This is a genomic window from Guyparkeria halophila, from assembly GCF_034479635.1.
Taxonomy (GTDB): Bacteria; Pseudomonadota; Gammaproteobacteria; order Halothiobacillales; family Halothiobacillaceae; genus Guyparkeria; species Guyparkeria halophila.
Genome location: NZ_CP140153.1, coordinates 681,098 through 698,697, shown reverse-complemented (window position 1 = coordinate 698,697; position 17,600 = coordinate 681,098). Strand labels below are relative to the sequence as shown.

The window sequence follows — 17,600 nt, the reverse complement described above, 5'->3', positions numbered from 1 at the left end:
CGCCCTGGACGACGCAAGCGGTCACTGCTGCTTCTTGTACTTGAAGAAGTTCATGCCCGGCTCCTTGTAGGCGCCGGAAGCGAAAAACGCCATCAACTGCCGGAATTCCTCGGGCGACTGGGTCGGTCCGGTATAGCGCAAGGCCGGCTCGCCTTCGGTGTCGAAGAAGATCATTACCGGCGTGGCGCGCACGCGGTATTTCTTGAAGGCGAAATCCTTTTCTTTCATCTGCTCGCCATCGGGAGCGGTCATCATCACGTCACCCTCGATGTCGATGCTGACCGTGACGAAGTGCTCCTTGATGTACCCCTGTACCGCCGGATCGGTGAACACCTGGGTCTTCATCCGATGGCAGAAGGGACACTCGTCCATTTGAAAGAAGGCGAACACCCCGGCCTTGCCCTCCTCTCGGGCGGCCTCGACGTCGGCTTGCAGGTCCTTGAACGGATCGTCCCAGAAGCCCTCGAGCTCCTGCGCCTGGCTGGCCGGCGCAAACGCCAGGGCGACGGCCAGAGTCAGCGTAGTGGCGAGGGCAACCAGTCGGCCGCTGATCGAACCCGCGAGCCTCGCCGGTTGATCGTCCCATTGCGCCGGTGTAAGGCTCGTTATGTGGCTTGCAGTCATCGCGTTATCCTCTCGATGTCACCCTGTCCTGCACGCACATGCAGCAAGACAGATAGTGGCCTAACAATCAAACCGAAACGCGGTTTTGTCAATACACCCGGCTCGATCCGCCGAGCACCCTCCGTCGCCCCTCCTGGCCGAGGTTATTGCTAAACTGACACGGCGACAACGCCCGCCACCTCGGTGCGACCACCCCGTTTGGAAACCGCGTGGATATCCTGATCCTCTACTACAGCCGTACCGGCAACACCGAATCGCTCGCCCGCCAGGCCGCGCGAGGTGTCGAACAGGTCGACGGCGCCCAGGCCCGTCTGCGACGCATCCCCTGCCCGGACGGCCAGCAGCCTGCCGATGGCGACCCCGAGGTCAGCATCGACGATCTGCGCGAGTGCCGCGGCCTGCTTTTGGGGAGCCCGACCTATTTCGGCGGCATGGCCTCGGCGGTCAAGCGTTTCCTCGAGGACACCAGCGGGTTATGGTTCCGCGGTGAGCTGACCGGGCGGCCAGCCGGCGTGTTCACCTCGACGGGCTCGATGCACGGCGGCCAGGAAACCACCCTGCTGTCGATGATCGTGCCGCTGATCCATCACGGCATGCTGATTACCGGCATCCCCTACCAGCAGCCGGAACTTGCACATACCCAGACCGGCGGCACCCCTTACGGTGCCAGCCACACCGCCAACGACCATCCTCGACTCAGCCGCGACGAGCGCGAACTTACCCGCGCACTCGGCGCCCGAGTCGCCACGATTGCCGGGCAGCTAAACTGATGCTCGCCGGCCACACCAGCGAAGGCTTGCCCATCTGGCCTCTGCACGTAATGCTGCTCGGGCTGCTCGGCGTGGTCGCGGGATACATCGGCCTGTGGTTCGCCGGTCAGGCCGAGATCCGTCCGACGGGACTGACCACCATCCTGATGCTGCTGCCGGCGATCGTCGTGTTGCCCGGCCTGTGGCGCGGGCATTACAAGACCATGATCTGGGCGGCGCTGGTCGCCCTGTTCTACCTTCTGATCTCGGCCACCGATGCCTGGGCGGTTGCCGCCGATCGCGGCTGGCACGTGCTGATCGCCGCCGCTTCGACGCTCGCCTTTCTGGCCGCCTGGTGGCACAGCATCAAGCGCCGGCGGTTTCTCAAGGCCCGCAACAATGCGGCCCAGGGCATGGCCCGGGATATGGCCCGGGACCCCGACCCCGACCCCGACCCCGAACAAGCAAGCCCCAAACCAGAGGACTGACAATGATCGACAAGTGTCTGTTTCCCGCCGCCGGGTACGGCACCCGGTTCCTGCCCGCCACCAAGGTCATGCCCAAGGAGATGCTGCCGATCCTCGATCGCCCGCTGATCCAGTACGGTGTTGAGGAGGCCTTCGAGGCCGGCATGACCCAGATGGCCATGGTCACCGGTCGCGGCAAGCGGGCGCTGGAGGATCACTTCGACGTCAACTACGAACTCGAGCATCAGATCCGCGGCACCAAGAAGGAATCCCTGCTTGCCTCGATCGATCGTCTGATCGAGCACTGCACCTTCTCCTACACCCGGCAACTGGAAATGCTCGGTCTGGGGCACGCCATCCTGACCGGCGAGCGCCTGATCGGCCACGAGCCATTCGGCGTGGTCCTGGCCGACGACCTGTGTGTCGGCTCGCCGGTCGGGATCATGGCGCAGATGGCCACTATCTACGAGCGTCACCAGTGCTCGGTGATCGCCGTCGAGGAGGTGCCCGAACACGACATCCACAAGTACGGCATCATCGGCGGCACCCCCATCGATGACGACGTCATCCGCGTCACCGACATGGTGGAAAAGCCCAGTGCCGAAGACGCGCCGGGCAACCTGGCCATCATCGGTCGCTACATCCTGACCCCGGATATCTTCGACATCCTCCGACACACCCCGCCGGGCACCGGCGGCGAGATACAGATCACCGACGCCTTGCGCGAGCAGGCCGAACAAGGCAAGGTGATCGCGTACCGGTTCAAGGGACGGCGTTTCGACTGCGGCAGCCCGTCGGGCTTCGTCGCCGCCACCAACCACTTCTATCACCTCAGCACGCGCTAGGGCCTTTCCCCGCGCGTACGGGGAACCTCTCGTCGATCCTGACGTCGCAGAAGGAATCGAAGGTATCCCCGACATTCACAGCCGTCCACGCGAGGCAAATCAATGCAAGTTCAAAACGACCACGTCGTTTCCATCGACTACACCCTGAAAAACGATGCCGGAGAAGTCATGGACAGCTCCGAGCAGACCGGCCCGCTGGCCTACCTGCACGGCCACCAGAACATCATCCCGGGCCTGGAGAAGGCGCTGGACGAGAAGTCGGTCGGTGACACCCTGTCCGTCTCGATCGAGCCGGCCGATGCCTATGGCGAGCGCAACGAGGAAATGATCCAGACCGTGCCGCGCTCCATGTTCCAGGGCGTCGATGAGATCGAGCCGGGCATGCGCTTCCAGGCGCAGACCGAAGGCGGTGTGACGGTCGTGACCATCAAGGACGTCAACGGCGACGAGATCACCCTCGACGGCAACCACGAGCTCGCCGGCGAGACCCTGCACTTCGACGTCGAGGTCAAGGACGTGCGTCCGGCCTCCGAAGAGGAGATCGAGCATGGTCACGTCCACGGCCCGGACGGCCACGAGCACTGATCGAACGCCGATCGGCGCGAGCCGGGTTCCGCCCGGCCAAGAAAAAGGCAGCGTGTCTCAACACGCTGCCTTTTTTATTTGCCCCGGTTTGTGGACCTAGCGAGGGAACAGCTCCGTCAATTCCCGGCCTCTGCGGCATCGGCCCGAACGTCCTCGGCCGGGAAGATCGAGACATAGGCCGCATAAAGCCCCGCCCAGGCCCAAGGCACCAGCAGGATCGCGCTCAGGCCGGCCGTCAACGGGATGGTGAGGAAAAGCCCCAGCCAGATCAGGCCGAAAATCAGCATTGGCAACCAGTTGATCCAGACGGCGCGAAAGCTGGTCACCAGCGACGCGGTCAGACTCGCCTGGGCGAGCACCACCCGTGGAATAGCGAACAGCATGGCCGAAAGATAAAGCACGTAGATCACGGCCACCGCCAACCAGATGCCCATCGCCGACCCCGAGGTCAGGATGGGCAGCAATTGCGACAACCGTTCGCTGTCGGTGGTCTCGGGGTTGTTGAGGGCCGCCATGCCGCCCTCCGGCATCGCCGCGGTGAGAAAGGCCGCCAGCAGGAGCAGGATGGCGAGGTTCACCAGGATGGTCACGCCACCCAAACCCAGCAAGGGGCGCCACGGCGCCTGCCCGGAGAACTGCGAGAACAGCAGATCGAAACCGATCGACTGCTCGCGCGCCAGCGGCTCTTCCTCGGCCCGCTCGAGGATCTCGGCGATCCGGGCGAAGATCACGATCACGCCACCGCCAAGGATCGGGGCGAGCAGGTAGCCCGCCCCCATGCCGATCAACGGCACGAAACTCGTCAGGAACACCAACAGGTACATCAGCAGTACGCTGCCGATCACGAGACCCGGGCGGGTCTTCAAAAGCTGCCAGCCACCCGCAATCCAGCGGGCACCGGAACTGGCCGGTCGTTTGCGCATTGAGTAGACTCTCGTTCGTTTTGATTCGTGGCCCGACGGCCGGGCCCAATGGTAACCACAAACGCACGGACACCGCATGCTGAAAGCCATTCTTTTCGACGTCGACGGCACCATGGCCGACACCGAGCGCGACGGCCACCGTGTCGCCTTCAACCTCGCCTTCCGTGAAGCCGGGCTCGACTGGCGCTGGGACGTGCCCACCTACGGCGAGCTGCTGGCCGTGACCGGCGGCAAGGAGCGCATCCGGCACTTCATCGACACCCATGCCCCCGCGCTGCCCGCCATCGACGACCTCGCCAGCTGGATCGCCGGGCTACACAAGGCCAAGACGGCGCATTACCTCGAGCTCCTGCGCCGCGGCGAGATCCCGCTGCGCCCGGGGGTAAAGCGGCTGATCGACGAGGCCCGCGCCTCGGGCATGCGCCTGGCGATCACCACGACAACCACTCCCGAGAACGTGACCGGCCTGCTGCGCGCCACGCTGGGCGATGACAGCCCCGACTGGTTCGAGCTGATCGCCGCCGGCGACATCGTGCCGGCAAAGAAGCCCGCGCCGGACATCTATACCTGGACCCTCGAGAAAATGGGGCTCGCCGCCAACGAGGCCATGGCCCTGGAAGACTCGGCCAACGGCGTGCGGTCGGCCTGCGCCGCCAACGTACCGGTGGTGGTCACGATCAACGACTACACCGCCGGCGACGATTTCGAGGGGGCGATTGCCGTGCATACCCAGCTGGGAGAGCCGGGCAACCCCGCCGAAACGGTTGCCGGCCCCGCCCCCGACAACGGCTTGGTCGATCTGCATTATCTCGCTGGGCTGCTGGAACGCTAGGACAGGTCGGCACGCCGCATTCCATACCGCCTTGGCGACATCAAGTCGTCATGGCCGAATGTTCGAATCATCCTGTCAGGGCGAAATGAAATCGCTTAGGGAAGGTCTGCACGAATAGCCAATGCCTCTGGCTTACCGGCTTGTTCGCCATCAAGGCGCCGATTCGAAGTCGGGCTCAGTGCCCGGCGAGAATCGGCAACACCGAGGGCGGGCAAGCCGGTAAGCCCCTTCGGGCGGGCCGCCAGGCGCCCATCTGCGGTGTTGCAGCGCTTGCCAATGGCGACGGCCATTGGGCGACGCACTGCGCCTTGCATCTGGACGCCTGGCGACCCGCAGAGGTGTTGGCTATTCGTGCAGCCCTTCCCTAAACTGACCCCACGCCCTACACCGCAAGTGAAACCGCCCATGAGCGCATCGTCCCCAAACCTGCCGGATCCGTTCGACTACCAGGCCTTCATCGACGGCTTCGAGGAAGTGACCTACTGGCACTTCGACTGGTACTCACGAATCATGGCGGTACTGCTGTACGGCACGCCCCGACCGACAGTGAGTGAGCACGAATGTCGGTTCGGCCGATTCCTGGAAAGCCACGGCGCGCCGCCGGGGCGTCAGGGTGAGTTCGAAAACGTCCACCAGTTGCACGTGAAGATGCACCGGTCGGCCGACACCCTGATCACCAGCGCCGAAGGCGGCACACAGGCCGAGCGAGAATCCTTTGACGAGTTCGTCGAACTGCAGAGCCTGTTCCTGGCCACCTGCTTCAACCTGATGCGGGATGCCTACAGCGACAGCTGCGAGCTGGCCCAACGGCAGGGCACGACGCCCGCCATCTAAGGCTTCAGGATCGACTACAGCCAGAGCTCGAGCGGTGCATAGTTGATCAAGGCCCCCAAAATGTCGCTGCGGGTAACCACCCCCACCACCCGGGGCGGATCCTCGGCCTGGTCGACGATCGGCATGCCACGAATATCCTGCTCGAGCAGCACCCGAGCGAGTTCACGAATATTGGTCGCGGGCCCGGCCGTCAGCACCTCGAAGCGAGCGATCGCTCCGACGGGCATCTTGGCCAGATCCGAATAGCGAATGCGCTGACGCGTGATGTCCCCGCGGGTGATGATCGCCTCGATGCGACCGTCCTCCCCCAGCACCGGCAATAGGCCAATGCGCCGCTCTGCCATCAGGTCGCGCGCCCGGCCCACGGTCTCATTGATGCGGATGGTCAGTGCCGGCCGCGACATGATCTGCTCGGCCACCGACACCGGTGCCGGCTCCCGATTGACCTGCCCGGCGGCCTCTCGATAGGCACGCAGCGAATCATCACGGGGGGCACGGGCATCACGATCCAGCGCGAACGGCGTACCGGCCTGGTCCTCGCGGACCGCCGGCGGCGGCTCGACCATCATTGGCGGGCGCAGCAGACCGGGTGACGCCGCCTCGTCGATGGTCACCCCGTCGCTGACCCCGCGACCAAAGACCGTAAAGCTCATGCTGAATTCCTCGTGTTCCCTGTCGGGTTATCGGCTTTGGGCCTGATCACTTGAGCGCAAGTGTCTGAATTGCGGCTGCTTGGCTGCTGTCAGAGAAGCTTTGAATCACTTACCGACGCCTTCGGCCACCGCCCGCTCGCGCGCCTCGAGCCAGCGCCGATACGGACCGAGCAGCGCCCGTTGCTCAGGCGACCAGTGGTCGTCGTCGGCCAGGCGTTCGACCTCCGCGAACAGCGAGGGAAAATCGCGCGCCACCCCGATGTCCGTCCCGTCGCCATGCCCGGCACGCTGCCCGGGCCGTAGTTGATCGACCAGACGGGCCCGCCATCGTTCCCCGGAGGCCGCATCCAGTGCCTCGGGCAGATTGCGGGCGACAAAGCCCTCCACCAGGTCCGGCAGGCGCGGATCCTCGAACGACCAGGCAAGCAGGTCCCGCGCATGGGCGATCGCGTCCCGTCGTGACCGGAGGCTTCGTGCCCGCCCCCACCAATCCTCGAGGTGGCGCCGGTCGGCATTGGGCACGAAGCCCGCGTAGAGCGACTGCTCGGCCGGCCGGGGCGGGAACTCGCCCTCGGTCTGCGCCAACGCCCCCATCAGACGGTCGCGCAAGGCATCGAAGTGACGCCGGAAGGACTCGGCATGCTCGTCGATCCGGGTGCGATCGATCACCATGCGCTGGGCCACCCCGTCGCGCTCGAGCGTCTCGGCGGGCAGGACGACCGGTACGCGGTTGAGGTGGATCGACTTGATCGGCAGGCGCAGGTCGTCCCAGTCTCGTTCGGCGTCGATCGGCGGATTTTTCAGGAAGCGACGCTCGGCCCACTGCTCGGCATCCAGATCCAGCCAGGGCAGCGGGTCGAAGCGCAGGTCCCAGCATTCGCGCCGATTGCGATTGCGGTCGACCTGACCGAAGGAGGCGAACATCGATGCCGAGGCCACCCGCGCCGGCAGGCGTGGCGAGACGTGCAGGAAAGGCCCGTGACCGGGCTGATCAATCACACGCGCCACCTCCCGCTTGTCCCTTGCCGCCAGCAGGCGCTCCCAGAGCACCGGATCGGCATCGCGCAGGGCGCGCGCCAGCTCGATGGTGGCCTCGACGTCACTGAGGGCATCGTGCGCATTCTCGTGCGTCAGCCCGTTGGCCGCCGACAGCTCGGACAACCGCAGCGTCGGTCGCCCTTCGCCGTTCACCGGCCAATTGAGCGCATCGGGTGCCAGCAGGCGATAGGCGCGCGCGGCATCCAGCACGTCGAACCGACTGTTGCCGTCGGCCCACTCGTGACGATAGGGATCGAGCAGGTTGCGCCAGAAGAGAAAGCGCAACATCGGGGCATCGAAGCGCAGGTTGTTGAATCCGACCACGCAGGTGTTCGGTTGGCTCACCAGTCGGTGGATGCGATTGGCCAGATTCGCCTCGCTATCGGCCCCGGCCAGTACCGGGTCATCGGGCAGCAGGCCGGTGGTCATGACCGCCGCGGGATGCGCCAGGCAATCCTCGGGGGGACGCGCGTACCAGACCACCGGCTCGCCGATCGGCTCGAGCGCCATGTCGGTACGGATCGCCGCGAACTGCAGCGGGCGGTCGAAGACCGGGTCGGCCCCCGTGGTCTCCAGGTCGAAAAACAGGAAGCTCGGTGGCGTGGTGGCAACAGACAAGGCCCGACTCCGTGGCATCAGTGAATAAGGGGATCAGCCCCGGTGTTCCGGGGTCATTCCGGGGTCACTCCGGGGAATTCCGGATCGCTCCGGTTCATTCCTGCGGCGTGACCACCGACAGCAGTTCGCCCAGGCGACGGGGCTCACCGGTCAGCCGCCAACGATAGGTCACCATGCCCGCCAGCACCGCCTGCGCATAGGCGCGCGTCTCGTCGAACAGGATCGTGTCAACCCAGACATCCCCCGGCAACGGCACCGCCGGCAACCACCCCTTGATGCGCCCCGGACCCGCATTGTAGGCCGCGGTGGCCAACGGGTACTGTCCCTTGAACCGTTCGGCCATGTGCCCGATGTAGGCCGTACCCAGCGCGACATTGGTGCCGGGGTCGGCCAGCTGTCCCGGCGATAACCCCAGCCCGGCCTGCCGATTGATCCAGCGTGCGGTCGCCGGCATCAACTGCATCAGCCCCTGCGCCCCGGCACCCGAGCCGATGTCGCGCATGAACAGGCTTTCGCGGCGCATGATCGAGTAGACCCATTCGGCCGGCACGCCTTGTCGTTCGGCCTGTGCCTGCACCAGTGCCCGGTGCGGCAGCGAAAAACGGGTCGCATACCACTCGGGATCGTGCAGCTTGTCCATGCGCGCGATCACCACCGAGGCCCGGTCGTGCCATTCGGCCCGGTCGGTGAGGTAGGCAAGTGCCGGCAGGAGATCCTCGCCCAATCCGTCGATCTCGTGATTGAACAGGCGACGGGCATCGTCGGGGCGATCGAGCCGATGCAGGGCAAAGGCGAGCGACAGCCAAGGATTGGCGGCCAGCGTGGCGACGGCCTCGTCCGCGGGCCTCGGCGGCGCGCCTTGATCCGCGGGCAGGGGATAGACGATACCGAGCCGGTCAGCGGCCAGGAAACCATGGTAGTCAGGTGTCTTGGCCAACTCGCGCCAGACCGTACGTGCCGCTGTCGCCTGCCCCAGGTGATCGTCGGCAACGGCCCGCCAGTAGCGCCATTCGCGCCGCTCGCTCAATTCGTCGGGCATGGCATCGATCGACGCCTTGACCCGTGACCAGTCCAGGTACCGCAAGGCCGAACGCACGGTCCAGGTCCAGACCTCCTCGTCACGGGCAGCCAACGGCACCTCGGTGAGCCATTCGTGCGCCTGCGGCTCGTAGCGATAGGCGGCCTTCAGCGCTGCCAGTCGGGACACGCGGCCGGCCTGCTCGGCGTCGATCAGTTCCTGGGAAGCGGCACGCGCCACCCACTCGCGAGCAAGCGCCGGCTCGCGCTTGGCGAGCCAGAGCAGTCCCTGCGTGACCTCCTCGGCATCCCCCTCGGCCTCGATCAGCGCCGGCACGGCGGTCGCGGGACGATCACGCAGGGCCAGCCAACGGTCCCGGTAGGCTGCCAGGCCCGTGGGGCCTTGGCGGACGAGGTAACGCGCCAGACCATCCTGGCCCGTTTCGACGGCGGCGCGCACGCGCGCCCGATAGGCAGACTCGTCGAGGTAGCCATTGGCATCGAGCCAGTCGAATGCCGGGTCACAGGCCTCCGGCTGACTGCGACCGCGCTTCCACACCGCCAGGGCAGCGTCGGCCTGCCCATCACTCAAGACGCCCTCGAGCACCAACTCGGCCTGCCAGTAGGCGCATTGGCGCCGGGTGCCCGGGTTGATTTCGGGGGCGCGGTCGAAGACCAACCGGTACTCGCCCCAGGCCTCGGTTTCGGCCAGTTGATCCAGGTATCGGCGCTTGAGCCTTGGCATCAACGGGCTTTCCGGATGCGCTCGCAGCCGGGCGGCCACGGCCGACGGTTCACGCTCGCCCCGTGCCAGCAACCACCGCACTTCCAGATAGCGGGCAACCTGGTCACCATGCCGATCGGCTTGCAACTGTGCCAGGGCGCCATCCAGGACGTTACGATCACCGCGCTCGATCGCCTCGAGGGCCGTTCCCAGCTTGCCATCCAGCGCCTCGCCCATGACGCCGCTGGGTTCGTTGGCGGGGCTCAGCGCGGGGACAAAGGGCAGCGCGAGCGCCAGCAACAGGGCAGCCCCCTTCTTGAAGCGACGGGCGACAACACGACCAGGAGTGGGAGCGGGAACACGGAATCGGAACATATCGATACTCTACGACATCGGGACGGTGGAGGGGCCGCCGGGGAAACGAGAAGAACATGGCCCGGCTCAGTTCCGGATCGAACGGCATCCCGTAGGATGCGCCGATCGGCCTTGAGTTCGCTGCCATCGGCCATTACATCGCAAGGCATCACGCAATGCAGGCACGCCCATGACCACCAGCAGCACGACCTACCATGGCCGCTTCGCGCCAACGCCCTCGGGGCCGCTGCATGCCGGCTCGCTGGTCGCGGCGCTGGGAAGCTTCCTGGATGCCCGGGCCCACAACGGGCGCTGGGCCCTGCGAATCGATGATACCGACCAGGCACGCAGCCGTCGGGAGGCGATCGAGACGATCCTCGATCAGTTACAGGCCCATGGGCTGGTCTTCGACGGCGACGTGGTCTTTCAGAGCGAGCGTACCGCGCAGTACGAAACCGCCCTGGCGCAACTGGAGTCGGCCGGACGGGTCTATCGCTGCAACTGCACACGGGCCCGGTTGCGCGACTGGGCCGAACGACACGGGCAGGCCATGGGGGCGATCGGTCCGATCTACCCCGGCTTTTGCCGCGAACGGCCGGCCGAGGCGCAGGAACGTCATGCGTGGCGATTCCGAGTGGGCGAGCATCGGCGCGTGGTCACCGACCGACGCCTGGGCGAATTGGCACAGTGCCTGGCCACCGAGGTGGGTGATCCGGTCCTGCGACGGGCCGACGGGCCGATCGCCTATCACCTGGCCAACGTGGTCGATGACGACGAGATGGGCATCACGCAGGTCGTCCGGGGCGAGGACCTGGCCGACCTCACGCCGCTGCACGCGGAACTCGCCGAGGCGCTCGGGCTGCAGGTGCCAGGCTACTTGCACCTGCCACTGGTCAATGGCCCCGACGGGCGCAAACTGAGCAAGACCAATCATGCCGCCCCGCTGGACAACCGGCGGGCCGTGGAGAACCTTCGAGAGGCGGCCGGCGTGCTGGGACTGGACACCGCGATGACCGACCGGGAGACGGCAGCCGGCCTGCTGGAACGCTGGACCACCGAATGGCGCGACCGCGCCCCCGCAGCTCGCCAACCAGCAAGCCCCCACCGACCCGCAGGATGACCGGGTCGCTCTGACCCGGCCTGGCAACCGGCGGGTGGCGCGGCGTTATTGAAGCCCCATGCTTTCGTAGATCTTGCTGGCGCCACCCTCGAGGAACCAGTACTGCGTGACGCCCTGCGCCTCGAGGTAGTACTGCAGCCAGCGCACCTGCTTGCCGGTGGCATCGACGAAAAACATCGGCCGCTGTTCCGCCATGGCCGCCTGCACCAGCCCACCGAGCTCGCGGTTGTCGTTGGTCAGGGGAACGTGACGATCCTGCATCTGGAACAACGACACGCCCTGGCGCTGATTCTTACTGCGGATGTCGACGATCACGGGATTGGTACTCGACTGGATGCGCGCGTAGAAGGCGTCCTCGTCAAGCACGTGGTCCTGGAAGGCCTCGTTGGCGATCAGCCGGTCGGCGCTTTGCAGCGGCTCGCCCAGCAACACCGTGTGCTCGGGATGGGCCTGGGCCCAGGCGAATACACCCGCATCGTAGACACGCGCATCCTCCACTCCGGCCTCCTTGGCCTTCAGCGCCGCCTTGTAGGAGACCGCGCAGGTCACGCCATTGCAGTAGAACACCAGGGGCTGGCCCGACTCCTTGGCCAAGCCCAGCACGGACTCACCGAAGTCCCGCGAGGCAAGCGGGATCGAGACGGCATCCCGGATATGCAGGGTTTCGTATTCGTAGGGCGAGCGCGCATCGACCACGGTCATGGCATCCAGCGAGGAAGCCAGCTCCTCGGTTTCCACCGGCGGCACGCCCACCGAGGCGTACTTGTCGCGTAACGGAAAATCGTCCGCGGCGACCAGGCCGGTGAAGAGCAGGCTCAGTCCCAGTGCCAACGCACCCGACAATCGCCGCCCCCCTCTCAACCGACTGACAACTCCCTTTGAACTCCCGGCATACGGCATGTGCGTCCCTCCCTGTGGAAACGCGAAGGCGTTTCCCTATGTGACAATCCGAATGAAGGCAACATACCCCCTTGCGCTCGTTGGACGCAATACGGACGAGACGCCCGCCTTGAGCTGCGACTTGCCCGTCGCGCGCCGGGCTGATTAAATCCGGGCTCATGTCGCGACCGACGGTCGCTTTGACGAGCCATCGCCTCCACCCCCTCGAGTCTTCTGGAATGCCCATGCGCCGCCTTGTTACCGCCCCCCGCTCGCTCGCCCTCGGCGCGACCCTCCTGGCCGGCCTGCTGGCAGGCTGTGAACCGACCCCGCCCGACCACCCGTTCCTGCCCTGGGATGTGGAGGTCAACGAGCGTGGGCAGGTATCGGTGTTCGGCGTGACGCTGGAGGAATCGACTCTGCTGGACTTCAAGCGGCTCTACGATCAGAAGGCCGACCTGTCGATCTTCGCCCAGCCCGACGAGCCATTGTCGATGGAGGCGTTCTTCGGCCGGATGAACGTCGGTCCCCTGACCGCCACCGTGGTCCTGGTGGCCGACGTGGACCAGGAGACCCTGGAGCGCTGGGCGGACGAATCGCGCATTGCGGACCCGACGCCGAGCGGGGCACGCAAGCTTTCGATGTCGGACGAGGCACTGCTCGAGGCACAGGAAAAGCCGATCCGCTCGATCAGCTATGCGCCCACCGCGGATTTTGAAGAGGAACTCATTACGCGACGTTTCGGTGAACCGGCGGACAAGCGAGCGGTCCCCCGCGGCGAAGGAGACGACGAACCGCCGGCAATGCTGTGGCTCTACCCGGAGAAGGGACTGGCCATCACCGTCGAAGCGGACGACAAGGAGTTGTTCCAGTACATCAACCCGGCCCACTTCGACCAGCTGGTCGAACGCACGCTGGGCGGAGCGCCCGAAGGCGACCCGGAAGACCACTGAATCGGGACGTCGCCGCGCGGAGGATCCACGAGTGAACGTCTACCGGAGTTACTCGGTGCGGTAGTCACCGTGCTCACGGGTGGCGAGAAAGCGCACCTCGGGCCAGCGCTCCTGCGCCATCTGCAAGTTGACGCGTGTCGGCGCGATATAGACCAGTTCACCGGCGTGATCGATGGCCAGGTTCGCCTGGTTCTTGTTCTTGAACTCCTCGAAGCGCTTGGGATCGTCGCATTCCACCCAGCGGGCGGTATTGACGTTGACCGCCTCGAAGCGGCAGTCGACCTTGTACTCGTCCTTCAGGCGCTGGGCGACCACGTCGAACTGCAGTACGCCCACCGCCCCCAGGATCAGGTCGTTGTTGGTCATCGGCCGGTAGAGCTGGGTCGCCCCTTCCTCGCACAACTGCGACAGGCCCTTGAGCAGTTGCTTGGACTTAAGCGGGTCCTTGAGCTGCGCCCGGCGGAACAGTTCCGGGGCGAAGTTGGGGATGCCGGTGAAGGCCAGCTTCTCGCCCTCGGTGAAGGTATCGCCGATGCGGACCGTGCCGTGGTTGTGGATGCCGATGATGTCGCCGGCCTGGGCCGTTTCCAGCCGCACGCGGTCGGAGGACATGAAGGTCAGCGCATCCGGGATCTTGACGTCGCGCCCCAGGCGCACGTGGTGAGATTTCATGCCGCGGCGGAACTCGCCCGAGCAGATGCGCAGAAAGGCGATCCGGTCACGGTGCTGCGGGTCCATGTTCGCCTGGATCTTGAAGACGAAACCGGTGAACTTGTTCTCCGAGGGCTCGACCGTTCGGCCGGTCGCCTCGCGCGGCTGCGGTGGTGGGGCGTACTCGACGAAGTCATCGAGTAGCGACTGCACGCCGAAGTTGTTCATCGCCGAGCCGAAGTACACCGGCGTCTGCTCGCCCTTCAGATAGGCGCCGAGGTCGAACACGTCGGCCGCGCCTTCCACCAGCTCCATCTCCTCGCGCAACTCGTCGGCCTGGGTACCGAGACGCTCGTCGAGGAGAGGGTTGTCGAGCCCCTTGATCGCCTCGACGGCCTGATCGCGGGTGCCATCGGCCGAGCCGAAGAGATAGGTAGTGTTCTGGGCAATGTGATAGATGCCGCGAAAACGCTTGCCGCTGCCGATCGGCCAGGTCACCGGCGCGCAACGGATATTCAGGACGGTCTCGACCTCGTCGAGCAGCTCGAGCGGATCACGGCCCTCGCGGTCGAGCTTGTTGACGAAGGTCATGATCGGCGTGGTCCGCAGGCGACAGACCTCCATCAGCTTGATGGTGCGCGCCTCGACGCCCTTGGCCGCGTCGATCACCATCAATGCCGAGTCCACCGCGGTCAACACGCGATAGGTGTCCTCGGAGAAGTCCTCGTGACCGGGGGTATCGAGCAGGTTGACGATGCGTTCGCGGTAGGGGAACTGCATTACCGAGGAGGTCACCGAGATGCCCCGTTCCTTCTCCATCGCCATCCAGTCGGAGGTGGCGTGCCGGCCGGACTTCTTGCCCTTGACCGTGCCGGCCAGCTGGATCGCACCGCCGAACAGCAGCAGCTTTTCGGTCATGGTGGTCTTGCCCGCGTCCGGGTGCGAGATGATCGCGAAGGTGCGGCGACTGGAGTAATCGTTTTCGGGGGTAGTGCTCATGGACTCTCGGGTCTGCAATGACAGGGCCCGCCGTCACGACGGGCCGATGGAACAATGACTGGGAACTACAGCAGGCAGCGCATCACGCGCGCATCCTCCCGGCCACCGGGGGCCGGATAATACGCCTTGCGGTGCCCGATCTCCGTAAAGCCCGCTGACTCGTAGAGGGCGATGGCCGCGTCGTTGCCGGCACGCACCTCGAGGATCACGCACCGGGCCCCGCCGGCGCGCGCCGACTCGAACAGTCGCTCGAGCAGGAATCGCCCCACCCCGCGCCGCTGGACGGCGGGATCGACGCACAGGTTGAGCAGGTGCCGCTCGTCGAGCACGCTCATGACCACCGAGTAGCCGATCAACTGCCCGCGCGAAAAGGCCCCGTCGAGCCGATAACCGGCCCGCAGGCAATCCTCGAAGATCGCCTCGCTCCAGGGGTAGGAATGGGCCGCCTCCTCGATCGCGACGATCTCCGGCAGGTCCTCGCCGGCCAGTGCGGCCCAGTCCCATGTCGGCATGACGGCGGACTCGGCCCTCACCCGCGCGCCCGTCGGCCACGGGCCGTCAGGGCCCGCCACAGCCGACGCTTGGCCGCCCCGTCGCCGGCCAGAGACGCCAGCTCCCAGGTTTCGCCTCGCACGGTCACGATATCGCCACCCTCGCCCGTTTCGCAGGCCAGGCCGGCGACCTGGGCAATCGCCTCGGCCAGCGCCCGGTGAGGGGAGTCGGCAGCGAGACACACGCGATCCGGCAACACCTCGTCGGCCCGCTCGACCGGGGCCGCGGCGGCCTCGACCACGGGCGCTTCCCGGCGTGGCTCGTCGCCCGCCCCGTCAGGCACCGGGCTCGCGCGATCGGCCGAGGTATCCACCGGGATGTCGATCGGGGCCGGCGGTGGCCCATTCTGTGGCCCGTTCGGTGGCTGGTTCTGCCGCTCGCCCTGTGGCTCGACGGGCCCATCGGCGGTCGGCACATCACTTTCACCGGCCAGCCGTCGTTGAGCCGGGCGCACGCGCCCACTGGGGCGGAAGCCCTCGATGCCGAGCCACCCCAGAGCAGCCTCGCGATCGACCCGCAAGGCCATGCTCAGACCGGGCTCCGAGTCACACGTCACCCATTTGCGGATGGGCGCGCTTGGGCGGATGCTCGAGGCGCTCGATGGCGTTGAGGTAGGCCTTCGCCGAGGCGATCACGATGTCGGTGTCCGCGCCCTGCCCCGTCACGATGCGACCGGCGCGCTCCAGGCGCACGTTGACCTCGCCCTGGGCGTCGGTGCCACTGGTGATGTTGTTGACCGAATAGAGCTGCAGGTTCGCGCCCGAGGCGACGATCTTCTCGATCGCGGCCAGCGCGGCGTCGACTGGGCCGGCCCCGGTGGCCGTGGCGGTCATCTCCTCGCCGCGGATCGAGGCGGTGATGGTCGCCTCCGGTGTCTCGCCGGTCTCGGAGCAGACATGCAGGGCGACCAGGCGGAAGAGCTCCTCCTGCTCGTCATAGACCTCGGAGACCAGCGCCTGGATGTCCTCGTCGAAGATCTCGCGTTTCTTGTCGGCGAGTTCCTTGAATCGACGGAAGGCGTCGTTGAGCGCCTCTTCGCTCTCGAGCTCGACACCCAGATCCTTCAGGCGACTCTTGAAGGCGTTGCGCCCGGAGAGCTTGCCCAGCGACAACCGGTTGGTCGACCAGCCGACGTCCTCGGCGCGCATGATCTCGTAGGTCTCGCGGTGCTTGAGCACGCCATCCTGGTGGATGCCAGACTCGTGCGCGAAGGCGTTGGCCCCCACGATCGCCTTGTTCGGCTGCACCGGGTAGCCGGTGATGGTCGAGACCAGCTTGGAGGTCGGCACGATCTGGGTGGCATCGATACGGGTCGAAACGCCGTAGATGTCCGGCCGGGTGCGGGTGGCCATGACGACTTCCTCGAGCGCGGCGTTGCCGGCCCGCTCGCCGAGACCATTGATGGTGCACTCGACCTGACGGAATCCCGAGCGCACCGCGGCCAGCGAATTGGCCACGGCCAGACCGAGGTCGTTGTGGCAGTGCGTCGACCAGACCACCTTGTCCGAGCCCTTGACCCGCTCGATCAAGGTCGCCATCTGCTCGCCCCATTGCCCCGGCGTGGCATAGCCGACGGTATCCGGCACATTGAGCGTGGTCGCGCCGGCCTCGATGACCGCCTCGAACACCCGCACCAGGAAGTCCATGTCCGAGCGCACCGCGTCCTCGGCCGAGAATTCGACGTCGTCGGTGTACTCACGCGCGATCTTGACCGCGTTCACCGCATGCCCGACCACCTCGTCGGGCGTCATGCGGAGCTTCTTTTCCATGTGGATCGGGCTGGTGGCGATGAAGGTGTGGATACGACGCTTGGGTGCCGGCGAGACCGCCTCGCCGGCACGACGCACGTCCTTTTCGCCGGCGCGCGCCAGCGAGCAGACGGTGGAGTGTTCCACGTGCTCGGCGATGGTGCGAATGGCGTTGAAATCACCCTCGCTCGCCGCGGCAAAGCCGGCCTCAATGACGTCCACGCCCAGTCGCTCGAGCTGACGGGCGATGCGCAGCTTCTCGTCACGCGTCATGGACGCGCCCGGGCTCTGCTCGCCGTCGCGGAGCGTGGTGTCGAAGATGATCAGGGAGTCACTGCTGCTCATGGCAAAAACCTCGGGTGTCGCCGCCGGGGTCTTCCCGTCGGACGTTCTTTATCTAGTCGGTAGTTGGTCGCGTGGATCGCCTCGCCAGGC

At 66.1% G+C, this 17,600-nt stretch carries 18 protein-coding genes; 8 read left to right on the top strand and 10 right to left on the bottom strand.

From position 1 onward, the window contains the following. Window positions 1–21: 21 nt before the first annotated feature. Entirely contained in the window at window positions 22–624 is a 603-nt protein-coding gene (locus tag SR882_RS03200; RefSeq protein WP_322521910.1) for a thioredoxin family protein, read from the bottom strand. A gap of 209 nt (window positions 625–833) precedes the next feature. Here SR882_RS03200 and wrbA point away from each other — a divergent pair, with 209 nt between their 5' ends. The 4 genes from wrbA to SR882_RS03180 all read left to right on the top strand — a co-directional run bounded on the left by wrbA (window position 834) and on the right by SR882_RS03180 (window position 3,270). After that, window positions 834–1,394, top strand: coding sequence for an NAD(P)H:quinone oxidoreductase (gene wrbA, locus SR882_RS03195; RefSeq protein WP_322521909.1), 561 nt, complete (start codon window positions 834–836; stop codon window positions 1,392–1,394). Then, window positions 1,394–1,861, top strand: coding sequence for a DUF2069 domain-containing protein (locus tag SR882_RS03190; RefSeq protein WP_322521908.1), 468 nt, complete (start codon window positions 1,394–1,396; stop codon window positions 1,859–1,861). Before wrbA ends, SR882_RS03190 begins: the two co-directional genes overlap by 1 nt. Window positions 1,862–1,863: 2 nt before the next feature. Then, window positions 1,864–2,685, top strand: a complete 822-nt coding sequence (galU, locus tag SR882_RS03185; RefSeq protein ID WP_322521907.1) for a UTP--glucose-1-phosphate uridylyltransferase GalU — start codon at window positions 1,864–1,866, stop codon at window positions 2,683–2,685. Between the two features lie 102 nt (window positions 2,686–2,787). Then, window positions 2,788–3,270, top strand: a complete 483-nt coding sequence (locus SR882_RS03180) for an FKBP-type peptidyl-prolyl cis-trans isomerase (RefSeq protein ID WP_322521906.1) — start codon at window positions 2,788–2,790, stop codon at window positions 3,268–3,270. Between the two features lie 116 nt (window positions 3,271–3,386). On the opposite strand, the gene SR882_RS03175 is transcribed toward SR882_RS03180, so the two are convergent. Continuing rightward, a complete protein-coding gene (locus SR882_RS03175) occupies window positions 3,387–4,193 on the bottom strand; it encodes a BPSS1780 family membrane protein (protein WP_322521905.1) in 807 nt (268 codons plus the stop codon). Window positions 4,194–4,269: 76 nt separating this feature from the next. Between SR882_RS03175 and SR882_RS03170 the strand changes: the two genes are divergently transcribed. Both SR882_RS03170 and SR882_RS03165 read left to right on the top strand, forming a co-directional pair. Continuing rightward, a complete protein-coding gene (locus SR882_RS03170) occupies window positions 4,270–5,025 on the top strand; it encodes an HAD family hydrolase (RefSeq protein ID WP_322521904.1) in 756 nt (251 codons plus the stop codon). Between the two features lie 405 nt (window positions 5,026–5,430). Beyond that, window positions 5,431–5,859, top strand: a complete 429-nt coding sequence (locus SR882_RS03165; protein WP_322521903.1) for a CZB domain-containing protein — start codon at window positions 5,431–5,433, stop codon at window positions 5,857–5,859. Between the two features lie 14 nt (window positions 5,860–5,873). Here SR882_RS03165 and SR882_RS03160 read toward each other — a convergent pair whose 3' ends face one another. From SR882_RS03160 to SR882_RS03150, 3 genes are all read right to left on the bottom strand, one after another. Further along, a complete protein-coding gene (locus tag SR882_RS03160) occupies window positions 5,874–6,512 on the bottom strand; it encodes a CBS domain-containing protein (RefSeq protein WP_322521902.1) in 639 nt (212 codons plus the stop codon). Between the two features lie 105 nt (window positions 6,513–6,617). Next, window positions 6,618–8,168 (bottom strand): exodeoxyribonuclease I, encoded by a 1,551-nt coding sequence (sbcB, locus tag SR882_RS03155; protein ID WP_322521901.1) that lies wholly within the window; start codon window positions 8,166–8,168, stop codon window positions 6,618–6,620. A gap of 94 nt (window positions 8,169–8,262) precedes the next feature. After that, window positions 8,263–10,284, bottom strand: coding sequence for a lytic transglycosylase domain-containing protein (locus SR882_RS03150; protein ID WP_322521900.1), 2,022 nt, complete (start codon window positions 10,282–10,284; stop codon window positions 8,263–8,265). A gap of 169 nt (window positions 10,285–10,453) precedes the next feature. Here SR882_RS03150 and gluQRS point away from each other — a divergent pair, with 169 nt between their 5' ends. Then, window positions 10,454–11,383, top strand: a complete 930-nt coding sequence (gene gluQRS, locus SR882_RS03145; protein WP_322521899.1) for a tRNA glutamyl-Q(34) synthetase GluQRS — start codon at window positions 10,454–10,456, stop codon at window positions 11,381–11,383. A 45-nt stretch (window positions 11,384–11,428) separates the two neighbouring features. On the opposite strand, the gene SR882_RS03140 is transcribed toward gluQRS, so the two are convergent. Beyond that, window positions 11,429–12,214 carry a rhodanese-like domain-containing protein gene (locus tag SR882_RS03140; RefSeq protein WP_322521898.1) on the bottom strand — a complete coding sequence of 262 codons (786 nt, stop codon included), beginning with the start codon at window positions 12,212–12,214 and terminating at the stop codon, window positions 11,429–11,431. A 293-nt stretch (window positions 12,215–12,507) separates the two neighbouring features. Here SR882_RS03140 and SR882_RS03135 point away from each other — a divergent pair, with 293 nt between their 5' ends. After that, window positions 12,508–13,215: a hypothetical protein gene (locus tag SR882_RS03135; protein WP_322521897.1), complete on the top strand. Its 708-nt coding sequence runs from the start codon at window positions 12,508–12,510 to the stop codon at window positions 13,213–13,215. A 48-nt stretch (window positions 13,216–13,263) separates the two neighbouring features. Here the strand turns inward: SR882_RS03135 and SR882_RS03130 are convergent, their stop codons facing one another. The 4 genes from SR882_RS03130 to SR882_RS03115 form a co-directional block, all read right to left on the bottom strand. Next, complete coding sequence (locus tag SR882_RS03130; RefSeq protein WP_322521896.1) at window positions 13,264–14,865, bottom strand: peptide chain release factor 3; 1,602 nt, start codon at window positions 14,863–14,865, stop codon at window positions 13,264–13,266. A gap of 65 nt (window positions 14,866–14,930) precedes the next feature. Continuing rightward, window positions 14,931–15,377 (bottom strand): ribosomal protein S18-alanine N-acetyltransferase, encoded by a 447-nt coding sequence (rimI, locus tag SR882_RS03125; RefSeq protein WP_322521895.1) that lies wholly within the window; start codon window positions 15,375–15,377, stop codon window positions 14,931–14,933. A 17-nt stretch (window positions 15,378–15,394) separates the two neighbouring features. After that, window positions 15,395–15,943, bottom strand: a complete 549-nt coding sequence (locus tag SR882_RS03120; RefSeq protein WP_322521894.1) for a hypothetical protein — start codon at window positions 15,941–15,943, stop codon at window positions 15,395–15,397. A 19-nt stretch (window positions 15,944–15,962) separates the two neighbouring features. After that, window positions 15,963–17,510 carry a 2-isopropylmalate synthase gene (locus SR882_RS03115; RefSeq protein WP_322521893.1) on the bottom strand — a complete coding sequence of 516 codons (1,548 nt, stop codon included), beginning with the start codon at window positions 17,508–17,510 and terminating at the stop codon, window positions 15,963–15,965. Window positions 17,511–17,600 lie beyond the last annotated feature (90 nt).